This window comes from Brevundimonas pishanensis, assembly GCF_022750635.1.
GTDB lineage: Bacteria > Pseudomonadota > Alphaproteobacteria > Caulobacterales > Caulobacteraceae > Brevundimonas > Brevundimonas pishanensis.
In genome coordinates this window covers 13,432-29,728 of the sequence record NZ_JAJKBG010000007.1, presented here as the reverse complement: position 1 = coordinate 29,728, position 16,297 = coordinate 13,432, and the positions used below count along the sequence as shown (strand labels likewise).

Annotated in this window: 13 protein-coding genes; 3 read left to right on the top strand and 10 right to left on the bottom strand. The window is 61.9% G+C overall.

The features are described 5' to 3' along the window. Positions 1 to 20 precede the first annotated feature (20 nt). On the top strand, positions 21 to 2,303 hold the full coding sequence (locus tag LOX95_RS12680; RefSeq protein ID WP_242915190.1) for a fused MFS/spermidine synthase: 2,283 nt from the start codon (positions 21 to 23) through the stop codon (positions 2,301 to 2,303). Between the two features lie 21 nt (positions 2,304 to 2,324). Here the strand turns inward: LOX95_RS12680 and mfd are convergent, their stop codons facing one another. Further along, positions 2,325 to 5,777, bottom strand: a complete 3,453-nt coding sequence (gene mfd, locus LOX95_RS12675; protein WP_242915188.1) for a transcription-repair coupling factor — start codon at positions 5,775 to 5,777, stop codon at positions 2,325 to 2,327. Next, positions 5,777 to 6,106, bottom strand: coding sequence for an FAD assembly factor SdhE (locus LOX95_RS12670; protein WP_242915186.1), 330 nt, complete (start codon positions 6,104 to 6,106; stop codon positions 5,777 to 5,779). Before LOX95_RS12670 ends, mfd begins: the two co-directional genes overlap by 1 nt. A gap of 100 nt (positions 6,107 to 6,206) precedes the next feature. Between LOX95_RS12670 and recG the strand changes: the two genes are divergently transcribed. Next, positions 6,207 to 8,291, top strand: coding sequence for an ATP-dependent DNA helicase RecG (gene recG, locus LOX95_RS12665; RefSeq protein WP_242915184.1), 2,085 nt, complete (start codon positions 6,207 to 6,209; stop codon positions 8,289 to 8,291). On the opposite strand, the gene recO is transcribed toward recG, so the two are convergent. Then, positions 8,288 to 9,019, bottom strand: a complete 732-nt coding sequence (gene recO, locus LOX95_RS12660; RefSeq protein ID WP_242915182.1) for a DNA repair protein RecO — start codon at positions 9,017 to 9,019, stop codon at positions 8,288 to 8,290. The two genes, recG and recO, sit on opposite strands and share 4 nt — an antisense overlap. A 1-nt stretch (position 9,020) precedes the next feature. Continuing rightward, positions 9,021 to 9,488, bottom strand: coding sequence for a nuclear transport factor 2 family protein (locus tag LOX95_RS12655; protein WP_242915181.1), 468 nt, complete (start codon positions 9,486 to 9,488; stop codon positions 9,021 to 9,023). Positions 9,489 to 9,660: 172 nt separating this feature from the next. Between LOX95_RS12655 and scpC the strand changes: the two genes are divergently transcribed. After that, positions 9,661 to 11,172, top strand: a complete 1,512-nt coding sequence (gene scpC, locus LOX95_RS12650) for a succinyl-CoA:acetate CoA-transferase ScpC (RefSeq protein ID WP_242915180.1) — start codon at positions 9,661 to 9,663, stop codon at positions 11,170 to 11,172. 64 nt (positions 11,173 to 11,236) lie between these two features. Here the strand turns inward: scpC and LOX95_RS12645 are convergent, their stop codons facing one another. The 6 genes from LOX95_RS12645 to LOX95_RS12620 are packed head-to-tail and all read right to left on the bottom strand — an operon-like array spanning position 11,237 to position 16,293. After that, on the bottom strand, positions 11,237 to 12,442 hold the full coding sequence (locus LOX95_RS12645) for a serine hydrolase domain-containing protein (RefSeq protein ID WP_242915179.1): 1,206 nt from the start codon (positions 12,440 to 12,442) through the stop codon (positions 11,237 to 11,239). A gap of 46 nt (positions 12,443 to 12,488) precedes the next feature. Then, positions 12,489 to 13,457, bottom strand: a complete 969-nt coding sequence (gene era, locus LOX95_RS12640; protein ID WP_242915177.1) for a GTPase Era — start codon at positions 13,455 to 13,457, stop codon at positions 12,489 to 12,491. Further along, on the bottom strand, positions 13,454 to 14,152 hold the full coding sequence (rnc, locus tag LOX95_RS12635; protein ID WP_242915334.1) for a ribonuclease III: 699 nt from the start codon (positions 14,150 to 14,152) through the stop codon (positions 13,454 to 13,456). The genes era and rnc overlap by 4 nt, the downstream gene beginning before the upstream one ends. A gap of 11 nt (positions 14,153 to 14,163) precedes the next feature. Then, the gene (lepB, locus tag LOX95_RS12630) at positions 14,164 to 15,090 is read right to left on the bottom strand and encodes a signal peptidase I (protein ID WP_242915175.1); all 927 of its coding nucleotides are present in this window, start codon (positions 15,088 to 15,090) and stop codon (positions 14,164 to 14,166) included. Positions 15,091 to 15,142: 52 nt separating this feature from the next. Further along, positions 15,143 to 15,544, bottom strand: a complete 402-nt coding sequence (acpS, locus tag LOX95_RS12625) for a holo-ACP synthase (protein WP_242915173.1) — start codon at positions 15,542 to 15,544, stop codon at positions 15,143 to 15,145. Next, entirely contained in the window at positions 15,541 to 16,293 is a 753-nt protein-coding gene (locus tag LOX95_RS12620) for a pyridoxine 5'-phosphate synthase (RefSeq protein WP_242915171.1), read from the bottom strand. Before LOX95_RS12620 ends, acpS begins: the two co-directional genes overlap by 4 nt. Between the last annotated feature and the right edge of the window lie 4 nt (positions 16,294 to 16,297).

The window sequence follows — 16,297 nt, the reverse complement described above, 5'->3', positions numbered from 1 at the left end:
GGTATTCAAGGGGACGCACAGTGACCGACAGCAGCCTGGAATCCGGTAAGCGTAAAAGTCAGTCGATTCAGTTTTTAACACCGGCGCTTTTTGCCGTCGCCATCTTTACCTCGGCCAGTCTGGTTTTTGTCGTCCAGCCGATGGTGACCAAGATGGTCCTACCATTGCTCGGCGGCTCGCCTGCGGTCTGGAACACCGCGATGGTGTTCTTCCAGACAGCGCTGCTGGCAGGCTATCTCTACGCTCACCTTCTACAGCGCATCCCTACCTTGAGGATGCAGGCTCTTGTGCATATCGGCCTGCTTTTGGTCGCGGCACTATTCCTGCCCTTGCAGGTGCGTGGCCTGTGGGGGGATCCCGATCCATCTGCGCCGGTGCTGTGGCTGTTGGGTACGCTGGTTATTTCTATCGGTGCCCCCTTTGCCATACTGTCAGCGACGGCTCCGCTGCTGCAGGCGTGGTTCGCCAAGGTTCAGGCCGGAAAGCCGGGCGGGCAGAACCCTTATGTGCTGTATGCGGCCTCCAATCTGGGCAGCTTCCTCGCCCTTCTATCCTATCCGGTGCTGATCGAGCCGCTGGCCCCTCTGTCCAGCCAACGCATCACATGGGGCATTGGATACGGCATATTCGTCGCGCTGATCCTGCTGCTGTTGGCCCGCATGTGGGGAGCCAGAAACAGCGCAGGCGAAAGCGCGACTGTCGCTCCGCGTAGTGAATCCATCCCGTGGAGCCGCAAGCTGGTGTTGATCGCGCTGGCAGCGGCACCGTCCAGTCTGATGCTGGGCGTCACCACCCACATCACGACGGACGTGGCGTCCGCGCCGTTCCTGTGGGTCATACCGCTGGCGCTCTATCTGCTGACGTTCGTCATCGCCTTTCAGAACAGGCCGCTGATCCCCCTGCCCGTCACGCTTTTGGTGCAGGCGGCGATGATCATCGCGATTGTTATTACCCTGAAGCTGTCAGGCACAGACTGGCTGTTCCAGTTCTGCCTGCATCTGGGGGCCTTCTTCTTCACCACACTGATGTGCCACCAGCAGATGGCGGCTCGCCGTCCTGCGCCGGACCGTCTGACAGAGTTCTATCTGCTGATGTCCATCGGCGGCGTGGTCGGGGGCGCTTTCACGGCCCTGTTGGCCCCCGTCATCTTCAAGACCGTGTTGGAATATCCGATCATCTTGCTGCTGGCGTTGCTTGCCCGCAGCAACGATCCGTCACCTTATACCCGACGCGACACGGCCATGTTCTTCACCAGTCTCGTCGTGGCTGTCCTGCTGCCCATCAGCTTCCATCTGCTGCGCTTCCTGCCCGATCTGGTGACCACGCTGGGGCAGACCGGCCTTCGCCGCGCCATGGTTATCGCCCTGCTGATCTCCGGCATATGTGCGTTCCTTGTGCGCAACCGGGTGCTGCCGTTCCTTGCCCTAATGACGGTGGGCTTGATGGCCAGCTTCCTTGTCAGCGGCGGCAAGGAGTCTCTGGTTACCGACCGGAGCTTCTTCGGCATCCTTCGAGTGGCAACGTCGTTCGAGAGGGACCTCGGCGGTAACGTCCACACCATGATGCACGGCACCACCCTGCACGGTGCGCAGATCCAGCATCCCGATGGCAGATGTATTCCAACGCTTTACTATGCGCGTACAACCCCGCTGGGTCAGTCGATAACCATTAGACAGTCCGCCAAGCCTGCCCTGAACGTGGGCCTCGTCGGTCAGGGTACGGGCACCATGCTTAGCTATATGCGCCCGACCGACACCTTCACCTATTTCGAGATCGATCCCATGGTGGACCGCATCTCCCGCGACCCGCGCTACTTCTCCTATTTCAAGAACTGCGCGACGAACGACGTCAGGACGGTCTATGGCGACGCGCGACTGACGCTGAAGAAAGAGCCCGCCCATAGCTTTGACTATCTGCTGATCGACGCCTTCTCGTCCGACGCAATCCCCACACACCTCCTGACCAAGGAAGCCATCTCGGGATATGCCGACATGCTGACGCAGGACGGGGTGCTGGTGCTGCACTTGTCCAACCGCCATTTGGACATCACCCGCCCCGCCATGGCCGCTGCCGAGGCAGCTGGCATGTCCTACCTGCATCAAGGCTACAGTCGCCCTCGGGAAGGACACGACATGATCGACGCGACAACCGAAGCGCTGATCATCGCCCGCACTCCAGAGGCCCTCGACGCCTTCAAGAAGGACGGTCGCTGGTCCGAATGGACCCCAGGCGGGGTGAAGCCCTGGACCGACGACTACGTCGATCTATTCAGCGCCATGGTCCGAGACATGCGCAAAGGTTGATGGAGTGGCGCGGGCTATCGATCAGCCCGCGCTGGCTACCCGCGCCAGATCGGTAGTGATGCGCTCGGCGACCTTCAGGCGATCTTCCGCCGTCGGCCATTCGCCCTTCACAACGATCTTCTGATCGGGCCTGATCTTCCACGTCAGGTGGTTCTTCTGGATCAGTCCGACCAAGCCCATAGGGTTCGGGAAGACGTTGTTGCGCAGCGTCAAAACCGCCCCCTTGGGCCCGACATCGATCTTCTCGATGCAAGCCTGACGGCAGTTGGCCTTGATCCCCACGATACGAAGAAGTTGCTGCGCCTCTTCCGGCAACGGACCGAAGCGGTCGATCAGTTCGGCGGCCATCGCCTCACGATCTTCCATCCGCTCGGCGTCCGATAGACGACGATACAGGCTCAGACGCAAGTTCAGGTCCGGAATGTAAGTCTCTGGAATCAGGACAGAAGCACCGACGTTGATAGACGGAGACCAGCCACGGTCGGCGACCTGTTCACCCGCTTCTCGCAGTTCGGCCACGGCATCTTCCAGCATCTGCTGATACAGCTCGACACCCACTTCGCGGATGTGACCCGACTGTTCGTCGCCCAGCAGATTGCCGCCGCCCCGCTGATCCAGATCGTGGCTGGCCAACTGGAAGCCGGCTCCCAGATTGTCCAACGATTGCAGCACCTGCAGACGGCGCTCCGACGACAGGCTCAACGGCTTCTTTGGATCAGTCGTCAGATACGCAAAGGCGCGGGCTTTCGAGCGGCCGATGCGACCACGAATTTGATGCAGCTGCGCCAGACCGAACATGTCCGCACGGTGTACGACCAGAGTGTTGGCCGTCGGAATATCTATACCGCTCTCGACGATGGTGGTCGAAACCAGCACGTCATACTCCCCGTCGTAGAAGGCGCTCATCACCTCCTCCAACTGGGTCGGGCTCATCTGGCCGTGGCCAACCACGAATTTGATCTCGGGCACCTGCTCACGCAGGAATTTCTCGATGTCCGGCAGGTCCTTCAGGCGCGGCGCGACGTAATAGGCCTGACCGCCGCGATATTTCTCGCGCAGCAGGGCTTCGCGGATCAGCACAGGATCCCACGGCGTCACATAGGTTCGCACAGCAAGACGGTCGACCGGCGGGGTGGCGATGATGGACATCTCGCGGATGCCCGACAGCGCCATTTGCAGGGTGCGCGGGATCGGTGTCGCCGTCAGCGTCAGCAAGTGAACATCGGCCCGCAGGGACTTCAGCTTCTCCTTATGCTTGACGCCGAAGTGCTGCTCTTCGTCCACAATCACGAGGCCAAGGTTCTTGAACCCGACCTGCTCGGCCAGCACAGCGTGGGTACCAACCACGATCTCGACCGTGCCGTCTTTCAGGCCGGCGCGCGTTTCATTCGCCTGTTTAGCCGTGACCATGCGCGACAGATGGCGCACCGTGACGGGCCAGCCCGCAAAACGCTCGGAGAAGGTCTTGAAGTGCTGACGGGCCAAAAGGGTCGTCGGGCAAACAATCGCCACCTGCTGGCCGCTCATGGCCACAACGAAAGCCGCCCGCAACGCCACCTCGGTCTTGCCAAAGCCGACGTCGCCACAGATCAGGCGGTCCATCGGCGTACCCTTGCCGAGGTCCTCGAGCACATCGCCGATGGCGTTCAACTGGTCGTCGGTTTCCTCATAGGGGAAGCGGGCACAGAACTCGTCGAACAGGCCAGAAGGCGGGGTGATCGCATCACCCACCTTGAGCGCGCGTTTGGCCGCCAGAGCAATCAGCCCCTCGGCCATGGCCTTCAGACGCTCTTTCGCCTTCGCCTTGCGCGCCTGCCAACCGGCACCGCCAAGACGGTCCAGCTGCACGCCCTCGGCGTCGGTGCCGTAGCGGGTCAGAAGGTCAATGTTTTCAACGGGTAGATAAAGTTTGCTCTCACCCGCATACAAGAGTTCAAGACAGTCGTGCGGCGCGTCTTGAATGCTCAGGGTCCGCAGTCCCTCATAACGACCGATACCGTGATCAAGGTGAACCACCAGATCGCCCGCCGTTAGCGCGGACGCCTCGGCGAGGAAGTTGGACGCACGGCGCTTGCGCTTGGGCCGCGCCAGACGATCGCCCAGAATGTCGCTTTCGGAAACAACCGCCAGCGTGTCGGTGACAAACCCGTGCTCAATCGGCAGCACGGCCCGCAGATAGATGCCCTCGGGGGCCGCCAGCACATCGTCCCAGTCGCGCACCTGAAGCACGTGCGACAGGCCGTGGTCGCCCAGCATGGCCGCCAGACGTTCCGCCGAGCCTTCCGACCACGAGGCGAACAGAACGCGCTTGCCCTCGCCCATCATGGTTTCGGCGTGTTTGGCCACGGCCGCGAACAGGTTCACGCTGTCTTGCGCACGTTCCGCCGAGAAGCTGCGCCCCAGCCGCCCACCGGCATCCTCGCCCGATCCGGTGGACAGCGGGTTCAGGCGTCGGACCGCACGGCCCGCCAGTGCGCCATTCCACGCCTCGGCATCAAGATACAGAAGCTGCGGAGCCACCGAACGATAGGCTTGCCCGCCCTTGGACTTGGCCGCCTCGCGTCGCGCCTCATAGGCATCTTCCGTTAGATTCCAGCGCTCTACACGTGCTTCCTCTGCCAGATGATCAAGAAAAACGGGAGCGTCGTCGGGGAAGTACTCGAAAAGCGTGTCGAGGTGGTCGTAGAACAGCGGCAACCAATGCTCGACTCCCTGACGCCGCGCGCCCTCGCTGACGGCGGCATACATCGGCTCGTCGCCCGGTGCGCCGAACAGGTTCAGATAGCCTGTGCGGAAACGCGAAATGGTGTCGCGGTCGATCAGGATTTCCGACACGGGCCACAGCGAAATCGACTTCAACTGGCGCGTGGTGCGTTGGGTCTCGGGATCGAAGGCGCGGATCGACTCCAACTCGGTGCCGAACATGTCTAGACGGACCGGCTCGTCGAAACCGGGGGGAAAGACATCCACCACCCCGCCACGGATCGCATACTCGCCGCGCTCGTGAACCGTAGAAGCGCGACGGTAGCCGTTCGCCGTTACATAGGCTTCCAGCGCGCCGGTATCGAGGTCCTGCCCCACCTTGGCGTCAAAGCCGCCAACGGTCACCGCATGGCGCGGCGGCACCCGCTGCGCCGCCGCCGCGACCGTCGCCACCACCAGCAGGGGCGTCGGATCATTCGGGTCGCGGGTGGCCAGCCGCGTCAGGGTCGCCATCCGCTGGGCCGAGATCGAAGCCGTCGGGCTTAGACGGTCATAAGGCAGACAGTCCCACGAAGGATATTCAAGGACTTCAATATCTTTTGCGTAGAAGTTGAAGGCTTGAATAAAATTGCCGGACCGTTGGAAATCGCGAGCGACCATCAGGGCCGCACCACCCGCCGCCTTTATTTTCTCGGCAACGATCAGGGCATCCAGCCCCTCGGGCGCACCACCGAGGGTGGCGTCGATACGCTCCAGTCCGGCCTTCACCATTAACCGATACCCTTGAACACTTCAGCCGAAACGTGGGCGCGCATGAAGGCGCGGATCTTGTCCATCACCGGACCTTGATGCTCGGGCGGAGTTGGATCGCGTTCGATGATCCAGCCGTACAGATACTGGTCCTCGACATCGAGCAGGTCCTCGAAGATCGCCAGTTCGGCATCGTCCAGCGTCGGGGCAATCTGGTCCGCAAACGGGCCCAGCACCATGTCGGCTTCACGGAAGCCACGGCGCCATGCGCGGTAAGCGATCCGGCCCAGACGCACATTGCGGTCCGTCTCGTGCTTTTCACTCTCGGGGCGGAAGGTCAGATCAGACACGCTTTATCCTTGCCAATGACGCGAACTAAAAGGTTGGCCTGTCAGATAGCCTTCCCGAGACCGCTTCGCCAGTTCTCTTGGTCAGGCTATGGTGATTGTGATGCGGCCAGAGATTCTCTTCCCCCTGTTTGCGGACGTCACGACCCTGAAGGGCGTGGGCCCGCGTATGGCACCCCTGATCCAGAAACTGGCAGGGCCGACCGTGCGCGACCTCGCCTTCTATCCGCCCAACGGCGTGATCCAGCGCCGCCGCGCCACGGCTGCCGACGCGGTCGAGGGCGAGATCGGCATTTTCAATGTCACCATTGAAAAGCTGATCATGCCGCACCGCCACGGTGCCCCGATCAAGGTCCGTGCCTTTGATGGTACGGGCTTTGTGCATCTGATCTGGTTTGCAGGATCGCCGCGCCATATCGAGGGGCTGGCCCCCGCGGGCTCGCAGAGGATCGTCACCGGCAAGGTAGAGCGGTTCAACAACGAGGTGCAGATTTCGCACCCCGACTACATCCTGCCGCCTGAAAAGGCCGACGAAATTCCTGTCGCCGAGCCGACCTATCCGGCGACGCAAGGCCTGACCTCGCGCCAGCTTCGCAAGCTGTGCATGGCCTCGGTCGCCTTGGCCCCCGCGCTGGAGGAATGGCAGGACGAGGCGTGGATCAAACAGCGCAAATGGCCGGATTGGCAAACGGCGCTGCAAACCGTTCATGGGCCCCAGAACGAAGCCGACCTGCTGCCCGATGCCCCTGCCCGTCAGCGTCTGGCCTATGACGAACTGCTGGCGCACCAGATGGCGCTGGCGCGTCGCAAGGCCACGCGTCAGGCGACGCCTGCGCCGGTCATCCGCGCGGGCGAGGCCTCGCACCGCCTGCTGGACGCCCTGCCCTTTAAACTGACGGGCGCACAGGCCCGCGCCATCGAGGAAATCCGCCACGACCTGAAGTCCGGCGAGCAAATGGCCCGCCTGCTGCAAGGCGATGTGGGCTCGGGCAAGACCGCTGTGGCCGCCGTGGTTCTGGCCGATGCGGCCTCCAGCGGCTTCCAGTCGGCCCTGATGGCCCCGACCGAAATCCTCGCGCGCCAGCACTATGAAAAGCTCGGTCCCATGCTGGCCGAGGCGGGCATCACGTCCATCCTGCTGACCGGACGCGACACGCCTGCCGTCAAACGCAAAAAGGCCGCCGCCATTGCTGCGGGCGAGGTTCAGGTCGCCATCGGCACCCACGCCCTGTTTCAGGATGCGGTGGAGTTCGACAACCTCGCTCTGGCCGTCATCGACGAACAGCACCGCTTTGGCGTCCGCCAACGCCAGCAGCTTCAGGACAAGGGCCGCAAGGGCGTCCACCTGCTGTCCATGTCGGCCACGCCCATCCCGCGCACGCTGGAACTGACGCAGTACGGCGAACTGGACGTCAGCCGCTTGAACGAAAAGCCACCGGGCCGCACGCCCGTCACGACCGCCGTCGTGCCGCTGGCCCGCATCAAGGAAGTGGCCCAGCGGCTGAAAGCGGCTGTGGAGGCAGGCGCGCAGGCCTATTGGATCTGCCCTCTGGTGGCCGAGTCCGAGGCTATCGACCTTGCCGCCGCCGAAGACCGCGCCGAAGCCCTGCGCAAATTCCTCGGCACCGAGGTCGGTTTGGCGCACGGACAGATGAACGGTGCCGAGCGCGAGGCGGTTATGAACCGCTTCGCCGCGGGCGAACTGCCGGTTCTGGTGGCGACGACCGTGGTCGAGGTCGGCGTGGATGTACCCAATGCGTCCATCATGGTGATCGAACACGCAGACCGCTTCGGTCTGGCGCAACTACACCAGCTTCGCGGCCGCGTCGGGCGCGGGGCCAAGGCGTCTTCGTGCATCCTGCTCTACGGCGCGGGCGAGAACGGCGAACTCGGTGAGATAGCCACCAAGCGTCTGGAAATCCTGCGCAACAGCGAGGACGGCTTCCTGATCGCCGAAGAGGACTTCCGACTGCGTGGCGGTGGTGATCCGCTGGGCCTGAAGCAGAGCGGCTTCCCCGCCTATCGTTTTACCGACCCGATCAAGCACCGCCACCTGTTGTTGGCCGCCGCCGACGATGCGCGTCTGGTCCTGCACCGTGATCCCAGGCTGGAAAGCCCGCGCGGCAAGGCCATTCAGGTGCTGGAGAGCCTGTTCGACTGGCGCACGGATCGCGCCAGCATGGACTAAAGCCTCTGGGCCGCTTCCAGCTTGTCGATCATCCAGAACCGCGCCGGAGGAAGCGGCTTATTCATCGGATGAAAGACGTACTGCTCAAGGAAATGCCCCGTCAGGGTCAAACCGTCGCGCACGTCACCGTCGTCCAGTCCCGCCTGCGCCCCCAACAGGAACGGCGGCAGGGTCAATAATTTATTGGCATAGGGCTCGCCTGCCTTGCGACTGACAGCACGGCCCGTGCGCGGGCTGACCCAGACCAGATCATCAGTGTCGCCCGTTGAGGCGCAACGGCTGAGGTCCAAACCGAATCCCAGCGACTCCAGCAGCCCCATTTCATAGCGCACGAAAATTGCCGGCCAGATGTCGGCAATCCCGAAAGCCGACATCAAGGCGTCGAACGCATAGAAGGCCCCCGGAAAAGGCTCGCGCTCCGGCAAGGCTCCGCCCGCGACGGCGGCGGCGGCACTCAGTCCGGTCAGGGCCACCGGATCATCAAACAGGGAGGCAGGCCCCTCGCCCATCGGTTCCAGCCGGGCCGATCCCAACTGGTCCGACGTGCGCGACCGGAACTCGGCCAAGACCTTGGCCCCCGGTTGCAAAAACGGCTTGATCCGGCGCGACGCGCCGCCCGCCACATAGGCAGCGCGACGACCATGCTGTTCGGTCAGCAGTTCGACCACCATGCCGGTATCGCCGTGGGCGCGTGCCGACAGCACAAAGGCTTCGTCCTGAAATTCCAACTTATTTGGCTTTTATAACGGCGACGACTTCACGCGCCTTGTCATTGGGAACGATGAAGCTGAGCACATAATGCTCGATCTTCCAGCCATCCTCGCCCCGGATCAGCGTGCCTGAGCCCCGCACCAGACCATAGCTGTCGTTGCTGAGCACTTCATCAAACGTCGCCACGCATTGGCATGCCACAGGTGCCAAACGTACTTCGCGCGTCTGTGGCATATAGGTCCAGCCGCGTCCTTGAGAGAAGTAAGGCTCGGCATAGGCGCGAAACTCCTCAACGTTCCATTGCTCGCTCTCGTCGGTGCCGACAAAGCGGCCCGTCGGCGTGAACAAGCCGAAATAGGTTTCGCCATCAGCCCGCGAGGCCGCCTGATGGAAGCGATCCAGCAAAGCGTCCGCGCCAGCAATATCGGGTCCGTCGGACGGGGATTGCAAAGCCGCAGCGATCATGAGCAAGGCGAGAATGTTCATGGTTTGGACACTACACCTTCATGACCAAGACGGAAACTGGATGCTTATTTGCCGAAGGTCACCGAGCATGGCTCTGCGGTTACGACCAAAGGCGCATTGGAATCCGGCACTTGCCACCTTTAAGCCATACACAGCGCTCTGAGTTAACGGGGGCGCATCTATAGGGTCGAGTATGTCTGTCATCCGTAATCAGGCGCTGAAATCCAAGGTTATGTCCGCCGAGGACGCCGCAGCGCTTATCCCCAACGGTGCCAATGTTGGCATGAGCGGTTTCACCGGTTCGGGCTATCCCAAGGCTGTTCCCTCCGCGCTCGCTACCCGTATGACAGAACTGCGCGAAGCCGGCGATCCGATGCGCATCAGCGTCTGGACCGGCGCATCGACCGGCCCTGAACTGGACGGCGAACTGGCTGCTGCCGACGGTATCGAATTCCGCCTGCCGTATAATTCCGACCCGATTGCCCGCGAGAAGATCAACTCGGGCAAGATGGAATACCTGGACATGCACTTGTCGCAGGTGGCTCCGGTTGCATGGCAGGGTTTCCTTGGCCCCCTGGACACCGCTCTGGTCGAGGTGGCTGGCATCACCGAAGACGGCGATCTGGTCCCGTCCTCGTCGGTCGGCAACAACAAGACGTGGCTGGACCGCGCCGAAAACATCATCCTCGAGGTCAACCGCTGGCAGAACCCGGCGCTCGAAGGCATGCACGACATCTATTACGGGACGGCCCTGCCGCCAAACCGCGTGCCGATCCCGCTGGTCAAAGCCGACCAATTGATTGGTCAGCCGACCTTCAAAGTCGACCCCGCCAAGATCAAGGCCATCGTCGAGACCGACGCACCGGACCGCAACCTGCCGTTCGCCGCACCAGACGACAACGCCCGCGCCATCGCCGGCCACCTGATCGAGTTCCTGAAGAACGAAGTGAAGCAAGGCCGCCTACCCGCTTCGCTGCTGCCGTTGCAGTCGGGCGTGGGTAACGTCGCCAATGCAGTGCTGGCAGGCCTCAACGACGGCCCGTTCGAGCGTATGGCCGCCTATACCGAAGTGCTGCAAGACGGCATGCTGGACATGCTGGACTCGGGCAAGCTGACGGTTGCCTCGGCGACTGCATTCTCCCTGTCGCCGGAAGCCGCTGCGGACCTCAACAGCCGCATGGAGCAGTTCCGTGGGCGCATCATCCTGCGTCCGCAGGAAATCTCGAACCACCCTGAACTGATCCGCCGTCTGGGCTGTATTGCAATGAATGGCCTGATCGAGGCCGACATCTATGGCAACGTCAACTCGACGCAGGTTATGGGTTCGCGCATCCAGAACGGCATCGGTGGCTCGGGCGACTTTGCCCGCAACGCCTACATCTCGTGCTTCGTCACCCCGTCGACGGCCAAGGGTGGCAAGATCTCGGCCATCGTGCCCATGGCGTCCAACGTCGACCACATCACGCAGGACGTGCAGGTCATCGTGACCGAGCAGGGTCTGGCCGATCTGCGCGGACTATCGCCGAAGCAGCGCGCCAAGGTGATCATCAACAACTGCGCCCACCCAATGTATCGCGACATGTTGCAGGACTATTACGATCGCGCCCTGACGTCGTCTTACGGCCTGCAATCGCCGCACATGCTGACTGAAGCCCTGTCGTGGCACCAACGTTTCATCGAGACCGGCAGCATGCTGCCCGCCTGAGGAAGTCCCCCACCCTCACGATGATAAAAAGGCCGGATGGTTCGCCCATCCGGCCTTTGTTGTTTTAGCGGGAAAGCGCCGTCGGAAACGGCTTGCCCAGCGCTTCGGCCATCCCCTGCTGGCTGATCAACAGCACCTGATCACGCAGGTGGTAGTTGTTCGAGAGAACGACCACCGTGATCTTGCGCGTCGGCTCATAGGTGACAAGATTGCGGAAACCCGACCACGAGCCCGTGTGGTAAATCTGGGGCTCGCTGAATGAAGGCGAAACGCGCTCGCCTAGCGAGTTCATAAAGATGCCATAGCCATAGGCTCGATGCGGACGCCCGCGTTCGCTCGGCGTATCGGCGGGCGAGTGGTCGCGGATCAGATCGGCATAGGACTCAGGCTTGAGGATCAGACCGTTGTGGAGCGCGAGGTTCCACATCAACAGGTCGTCCATGGTCGAATATAGGGCCCCTGCCCCCTGAACCACACTGACGTTGGCCAGAGGTTGCGGGGTCAGGCCCTGCGGAAACAGGCCGTAGCCCATCGCCAGGTTGGGCGTGTTGGCATGGACATCAGAGCCGGTGTCCTTCATTCCCAACGGGGCAAAGAACTCGCGCTCGATATAATCCTCGAAGGACATCCCGCTGGCGCGCGAGACAATATAGGCCGCCAGGTTGAAGCCGACGTTGTTGTAGCGAACCTTCTCGCCCGGCTGGAACTGGAGCCCGTAGCGCGCGGCATTGGCCAGAAGCTGTTCGGGCGTATGCGGCGTGACCCGCACAGTTCCCCAATTGGCCTGTGCCATCAGATCGGGAATGCCCGAGGTGTGGCTGATGAGGTGGTGGATACGCACATCGGCCCAGCGGGGTGGGCACGGCTGGATCCAGTTGCACACGGGATCATTGACCGACAGCTTGCCCTCATCCTGAAGCTTCAGAATGGCAACGCCGGTGAACTGTTTCGATACAGAAGCCAGACGGAATCGCGTATCCAGTTCAAACGGTGTCTTCTGCTCGTAATTGGCCATGCCATAGGTCTGACGGAACAGTACCTTGTTGCCCTCGGCCACCAGAACCGCGCCTGTGAACTGCTTGTTCGCGGCCATACGGTCGAGCCGCTCTTTCAACTGTGGCAGTTGCTTGACGACGGCGAGTTCGGGCCGCTCCAGAAGCGGGTTGGCATCCGCCGAAACGTGCGTCGCCTCTGGGGTCTTGTCGGCGTGCAACCGGGCGAGAGTGATACCCCCGCCCAGCAGTGCCGCCGTAGCAATACCGATCAGCAACCAGGGCCGACGGCTTGCCTTTTGGGGAACTTGAAACACTGAACTCTTAAACGTCGAATTCGAGGCCGAACTGCGAGTACATGGCCTTGGTGTCCTGCCATTTCGGATCAACCTTGACCGTCACGAACAGGTGGATTTTGCGATCGAACAGCACTTCCAGTTCTTCGCGCGACTTCTGGCCGATCCATTTCAGGGTCTGGCCGCCCTTGCCCAAAACGATCGGGCGCTGGCTTTCACGTTCAACATAGATGGTCTGCTCGATGCGGGCCGAACCGTCAGGACGATCTTCAAAGCTGGTCGTCTCGACAGCTGCCGAATACGGGAGCTCTTCGTGGACGCGCAGATAGACCTTCTCGCGGGTAATTTCTGCGGCCAGAACGCGGGCAGGAACGTCCGCAGCCTGATCTTCAGGGTATAGCCACGGGCCTTGCGGCATGGCGGACGCGAGACGAGCTTTCAGGTCGTCCACGCCGTCGCCCGATTCCGCCGAGATCATGAAGACCTCCGAATAGGCACCCGTTTCGAAAAGCTTGTGCGACAGCGCCAGCAGGGTGTCGCGACGCATTCCGTCGATTTTGTTCAGCGCCAGAATAACCTTCTGGCCCATCTTGTTCAGATTCTTGATGATCGTTTCGGTGTCTTCGGCCGACTTGCGGTCTGCCGGCGTGCCGTCACGGCTTTGGGCACCAAGGTGTGCCTGAGCGTCAACAAGGTGAACCACGACATCAGCGTCTTCGGCACCGGCCCACGCCGATGCGACCATGGCGCGGTCGAGGCGGCGGCGCGGGTTGAACACGCCGGGGGTGTCGACCAGAACGATCTGGGCAGCGTCGTGCATGGCAATGCCGCGCACGGGGAAGCGCGTTGTTTGAACCTTCTGGGTAACGATCGAAACCTTGGATCCCGTCAGCCGGTTTACCAGCGTGGACTTGCCAGCATTGGGCGCGCCAATGATGGCGGCAAAGCCTGCGCGCTGCTGTTCGGTCTGGACGGGGGTGTTTTCAGTCTCGGTCAAATTACGCCTTCACGTTTCATAAGTGCGACAGCAGCGGCCTTCTCGGCTTCCTGTCTTGAATGTCCTGTCGCCAGAGCCGGTTCATAGCCCTGAACGACAACCTCGACCTTGAAGGTCGGGGCATGGTCGGAGCCACTACGCTCCTTAATGGTATAGGTTGGCAAGGGGCGACCCTGTCCTTGCGCCCATTCCTGAAGCGCCGACTTGGGGTTCACGATTGCCGGTTCCGGCGGGGAAGCCAGTTCCTTCGCCCATGCGCGTTCGAAAACGCCCCGGGCGGCATCCAGACCGCCGTCGCGATAAACAGCCGCCAGAATAGCCTCTACAGCATCGGCTATAACTCCGGCCTTTCTGCGGCCACCGGTCTTGGTTTCACCGGCGGAAAGTCGAAGAGCAGGACCGATACCCAGCGCTTCGCCGACACGGGCGCAGGCGCTCTTGTCGACCAGCGAATGCAGGCGCGCGGAAAGCTTACCCTCATCGGCCTCGGGGAAGTCGCGCACCAGCATGTCCGCGACCAGCAGACCCAGCACGCGGTCACCGAGGAACTCGAGGCGTTCGTTATCGCCCGGCCCCGAGAAGGAGCCGTCGCTGACGCTGGAATGGGTCAACGCCCGCTCCAGCAGGTCGCGGTTGGAAAACTCATAGCCCAGATTGGCCATCAGCTTTTGAATCGCGACAGCCCTCTGGTTGATGTTGGGGGCCATTAGCTCAACTTTTGGAAGAAGCGGCTCGGACGCAGCTTGGAGAACCAGCTGACCGGATTGAACAGGCTCGCACCCGGCGACCACGACACCAGAATAACCTGCGCCTTACCGACGAGGTTCTCTTCCGGAACCATGCCAACGCCCATCGACATTTCAACGCGGCTGTCGATCGAGTTGTCGCGGTTGTCACCCATCATGAAGTAGTGGCCGGTCGGGACTTCGAAGACGGGCGTATTGTCCAGTTCGAAGTTTGGACCGAAGTCCTGCGTCATGAAGGTCTTGCCGCCTGGAATGGTTTCGCGGACCTTGGCCAGCGAACGGGTGCCGAACAGGTCGTTCATCTCGGCCTGGGTGACCACGACGTCGTCAACAGGCTGGTCATTGATGAACAGCTTGCCGCCACGCATCTGCACCTTGTCACCCGGAAGGCCGATCACGCGCTTGATGTAGTCAACCTTGGTGTCACGCGGCAGCTTGAACACGGCGATGTCGCCACGCGCCGGAGCCTTGCCAAAGACACGACCCTCAAACAGCGGCGGGCTGAACGGGATCGAATGCTTGGAATAGCCGTAAGACCACTTGGACACGACGATATAGTCGCCCTCGTACAGGTTCGGCTCCATCGAGGCCGACGGAATGGTGAAGGGCTGGAACAACAGGACGCGAACGACCAGTGCAATCAACAGAGCGAAGACAATCGTCTTGATGATTTCGACGGTCTCGTTCGCCGCGGACTTTTTCTCGGTCACAGGTTTGGCCTTCTTTCGGCGCCGCGGCGCAGTTATCGGCTTTTCGCTTTCAAGGGCTTCCGGATCATCCCCCAGATCGAAAGGGGCATCTCCTTCGTCACTCCAAACGGGTTGGCGGGCTGGCGTATCGAATGCCGCGTCCGCTTCACCAAACTCAGCCTTGGTGTCGTCGCTCATGGTCTGCTCGAATCCCCGCACCGTGCGAGGTTTATATCCGCCTAATCTCTGATCAGGCGGCGGGCAAGGCTTCGATGATTACGAATGCTTGAGAATACGGGTATTCATCGGTCATCGTCAGATGGATGTGCGCCGTGTGGCCTTGGGGCGTGAGGCGCTGCAAATGCTCGGCGGCATTGCCCGTCAACTGAAGCGTCGGCTTACCGGACGGCAGGTTCACCACCCCCATGTCGCGCCAGTAAACGTCGGACCTTATGCCCGTCCCCAGCGCCTTAGCGCAGGCTTCCTTTGCGGCAAAACGCTTTGCATAGCTCCACGATGGATCAGGCTTGCGGTCCGAACGGGCGATCTCGATCGGTGTAAAGCACCGCTTCTTGAAACGGTCGCCAAACCGCTCCAGCGTCTCCTCGATCCGGCGGATGTCGCACAGATCGGAGCCGATGCCGATAATCACGCGCCGTTCCCCAGCAGAGCCGCATCCATAGCGGCACGCATGCGGCGGATCGCAGCGTCCAATCCCACAAACACCGCCTCCCCGATCAGGAAATGGCCGATGTTCAGTTCGACAATCTCGGGAATATCCAGAATGGTCGCGGCCGTCGCATAGTCCAATCCGTGGCCGGCGTGGACTTCCAGCCCCAGCCCATGGGCCTGAGTAGCAGCCGCCTTCAACCGATCAAACTCCACCGCGCGGTCCGCTCCGGACAGGTGGCAATATCGGCCGGTATGGAACTCGACCACCTGAGCACCGACGGCCGCGGCCGAAGCAACCTGTTCTTCGGACGGTTCGATAAACAGGGAAACGCGGATACCCGCATCGGCCAGCGCCTTTACGACCGGCTGGATACGCGCCTCGTGGCCCGCAACAGCAAGGCCGCCCTCGGTTGTCACTTCTTCGCGGCGTTCCGGCACCAGACAGGCCGCGTGCGGCTTGTGACGCAGAGCGATAGCCAGCATCTCGTCCGTCACGGCCATTTCGAGGTTCAACGGACGGTTGGCACGCCGGCAAAGCGCGCTCAACACATCGATGTCGGCATCGGTGATGTGGCGACGGTCTTCGCGCAGGTGCGCAGTAATTCCGTCAGCCCCCGCCGCGAGCGCCTGTTCGGCCGCTCGCGCGGGATCGGGATGTGCCCCGCCACGCGCGTTACGAACCGTGGCGACGTGGTCGATATTGACGCCAAGGCGAACGTGACGGGTCATCGGG

Excerpts from the sequence above, each read along its gene's own strand:
- mfd (WP_242915188.1), bottom strand. The coding sequence starts at position 5,777 with ATGGTGAAGGCCGGACTGGAGCGTATCGACGCCACCCTCGGTGGTGCG.
- recG (WP_242915184.1), top strand. The coding sequence starts at position 6,207 with ATGCGGCCAGAGATTCTCTTCCCCCTGTTTGCGGACGTCACGACCCTG.
- LOX95_RS12655 (WP_242915181.1), bottom strand. The coding sequence starts at position 9,488 with ATGAACATTCTCGCCTTGCTCATGATCGCTGCGGCTTTGCAATCCCCG.
- scpC (WP_242915180.1), top strand. The coding sequence starts at position 9,661 with ATGTCTGTCATCCGTAATCAGGCGCTGAAATCCAAGGTTATGTCCGCC.
- lepB (WP_242915175.1), bottom strand. The coding sequence starts at position 15,090 with ATGAGCGACGACACCAAGGCTGAGTTTGGTGAAGCGGACGCGGCATTC.
- LOX95_RS12620 (WP_242915171.1), bottom strand. The coding sequence starts at position 16,293 with ATGACCCGTCACGTTCGCCTTGGCGTCAATATCGACCACGTCGCCACG.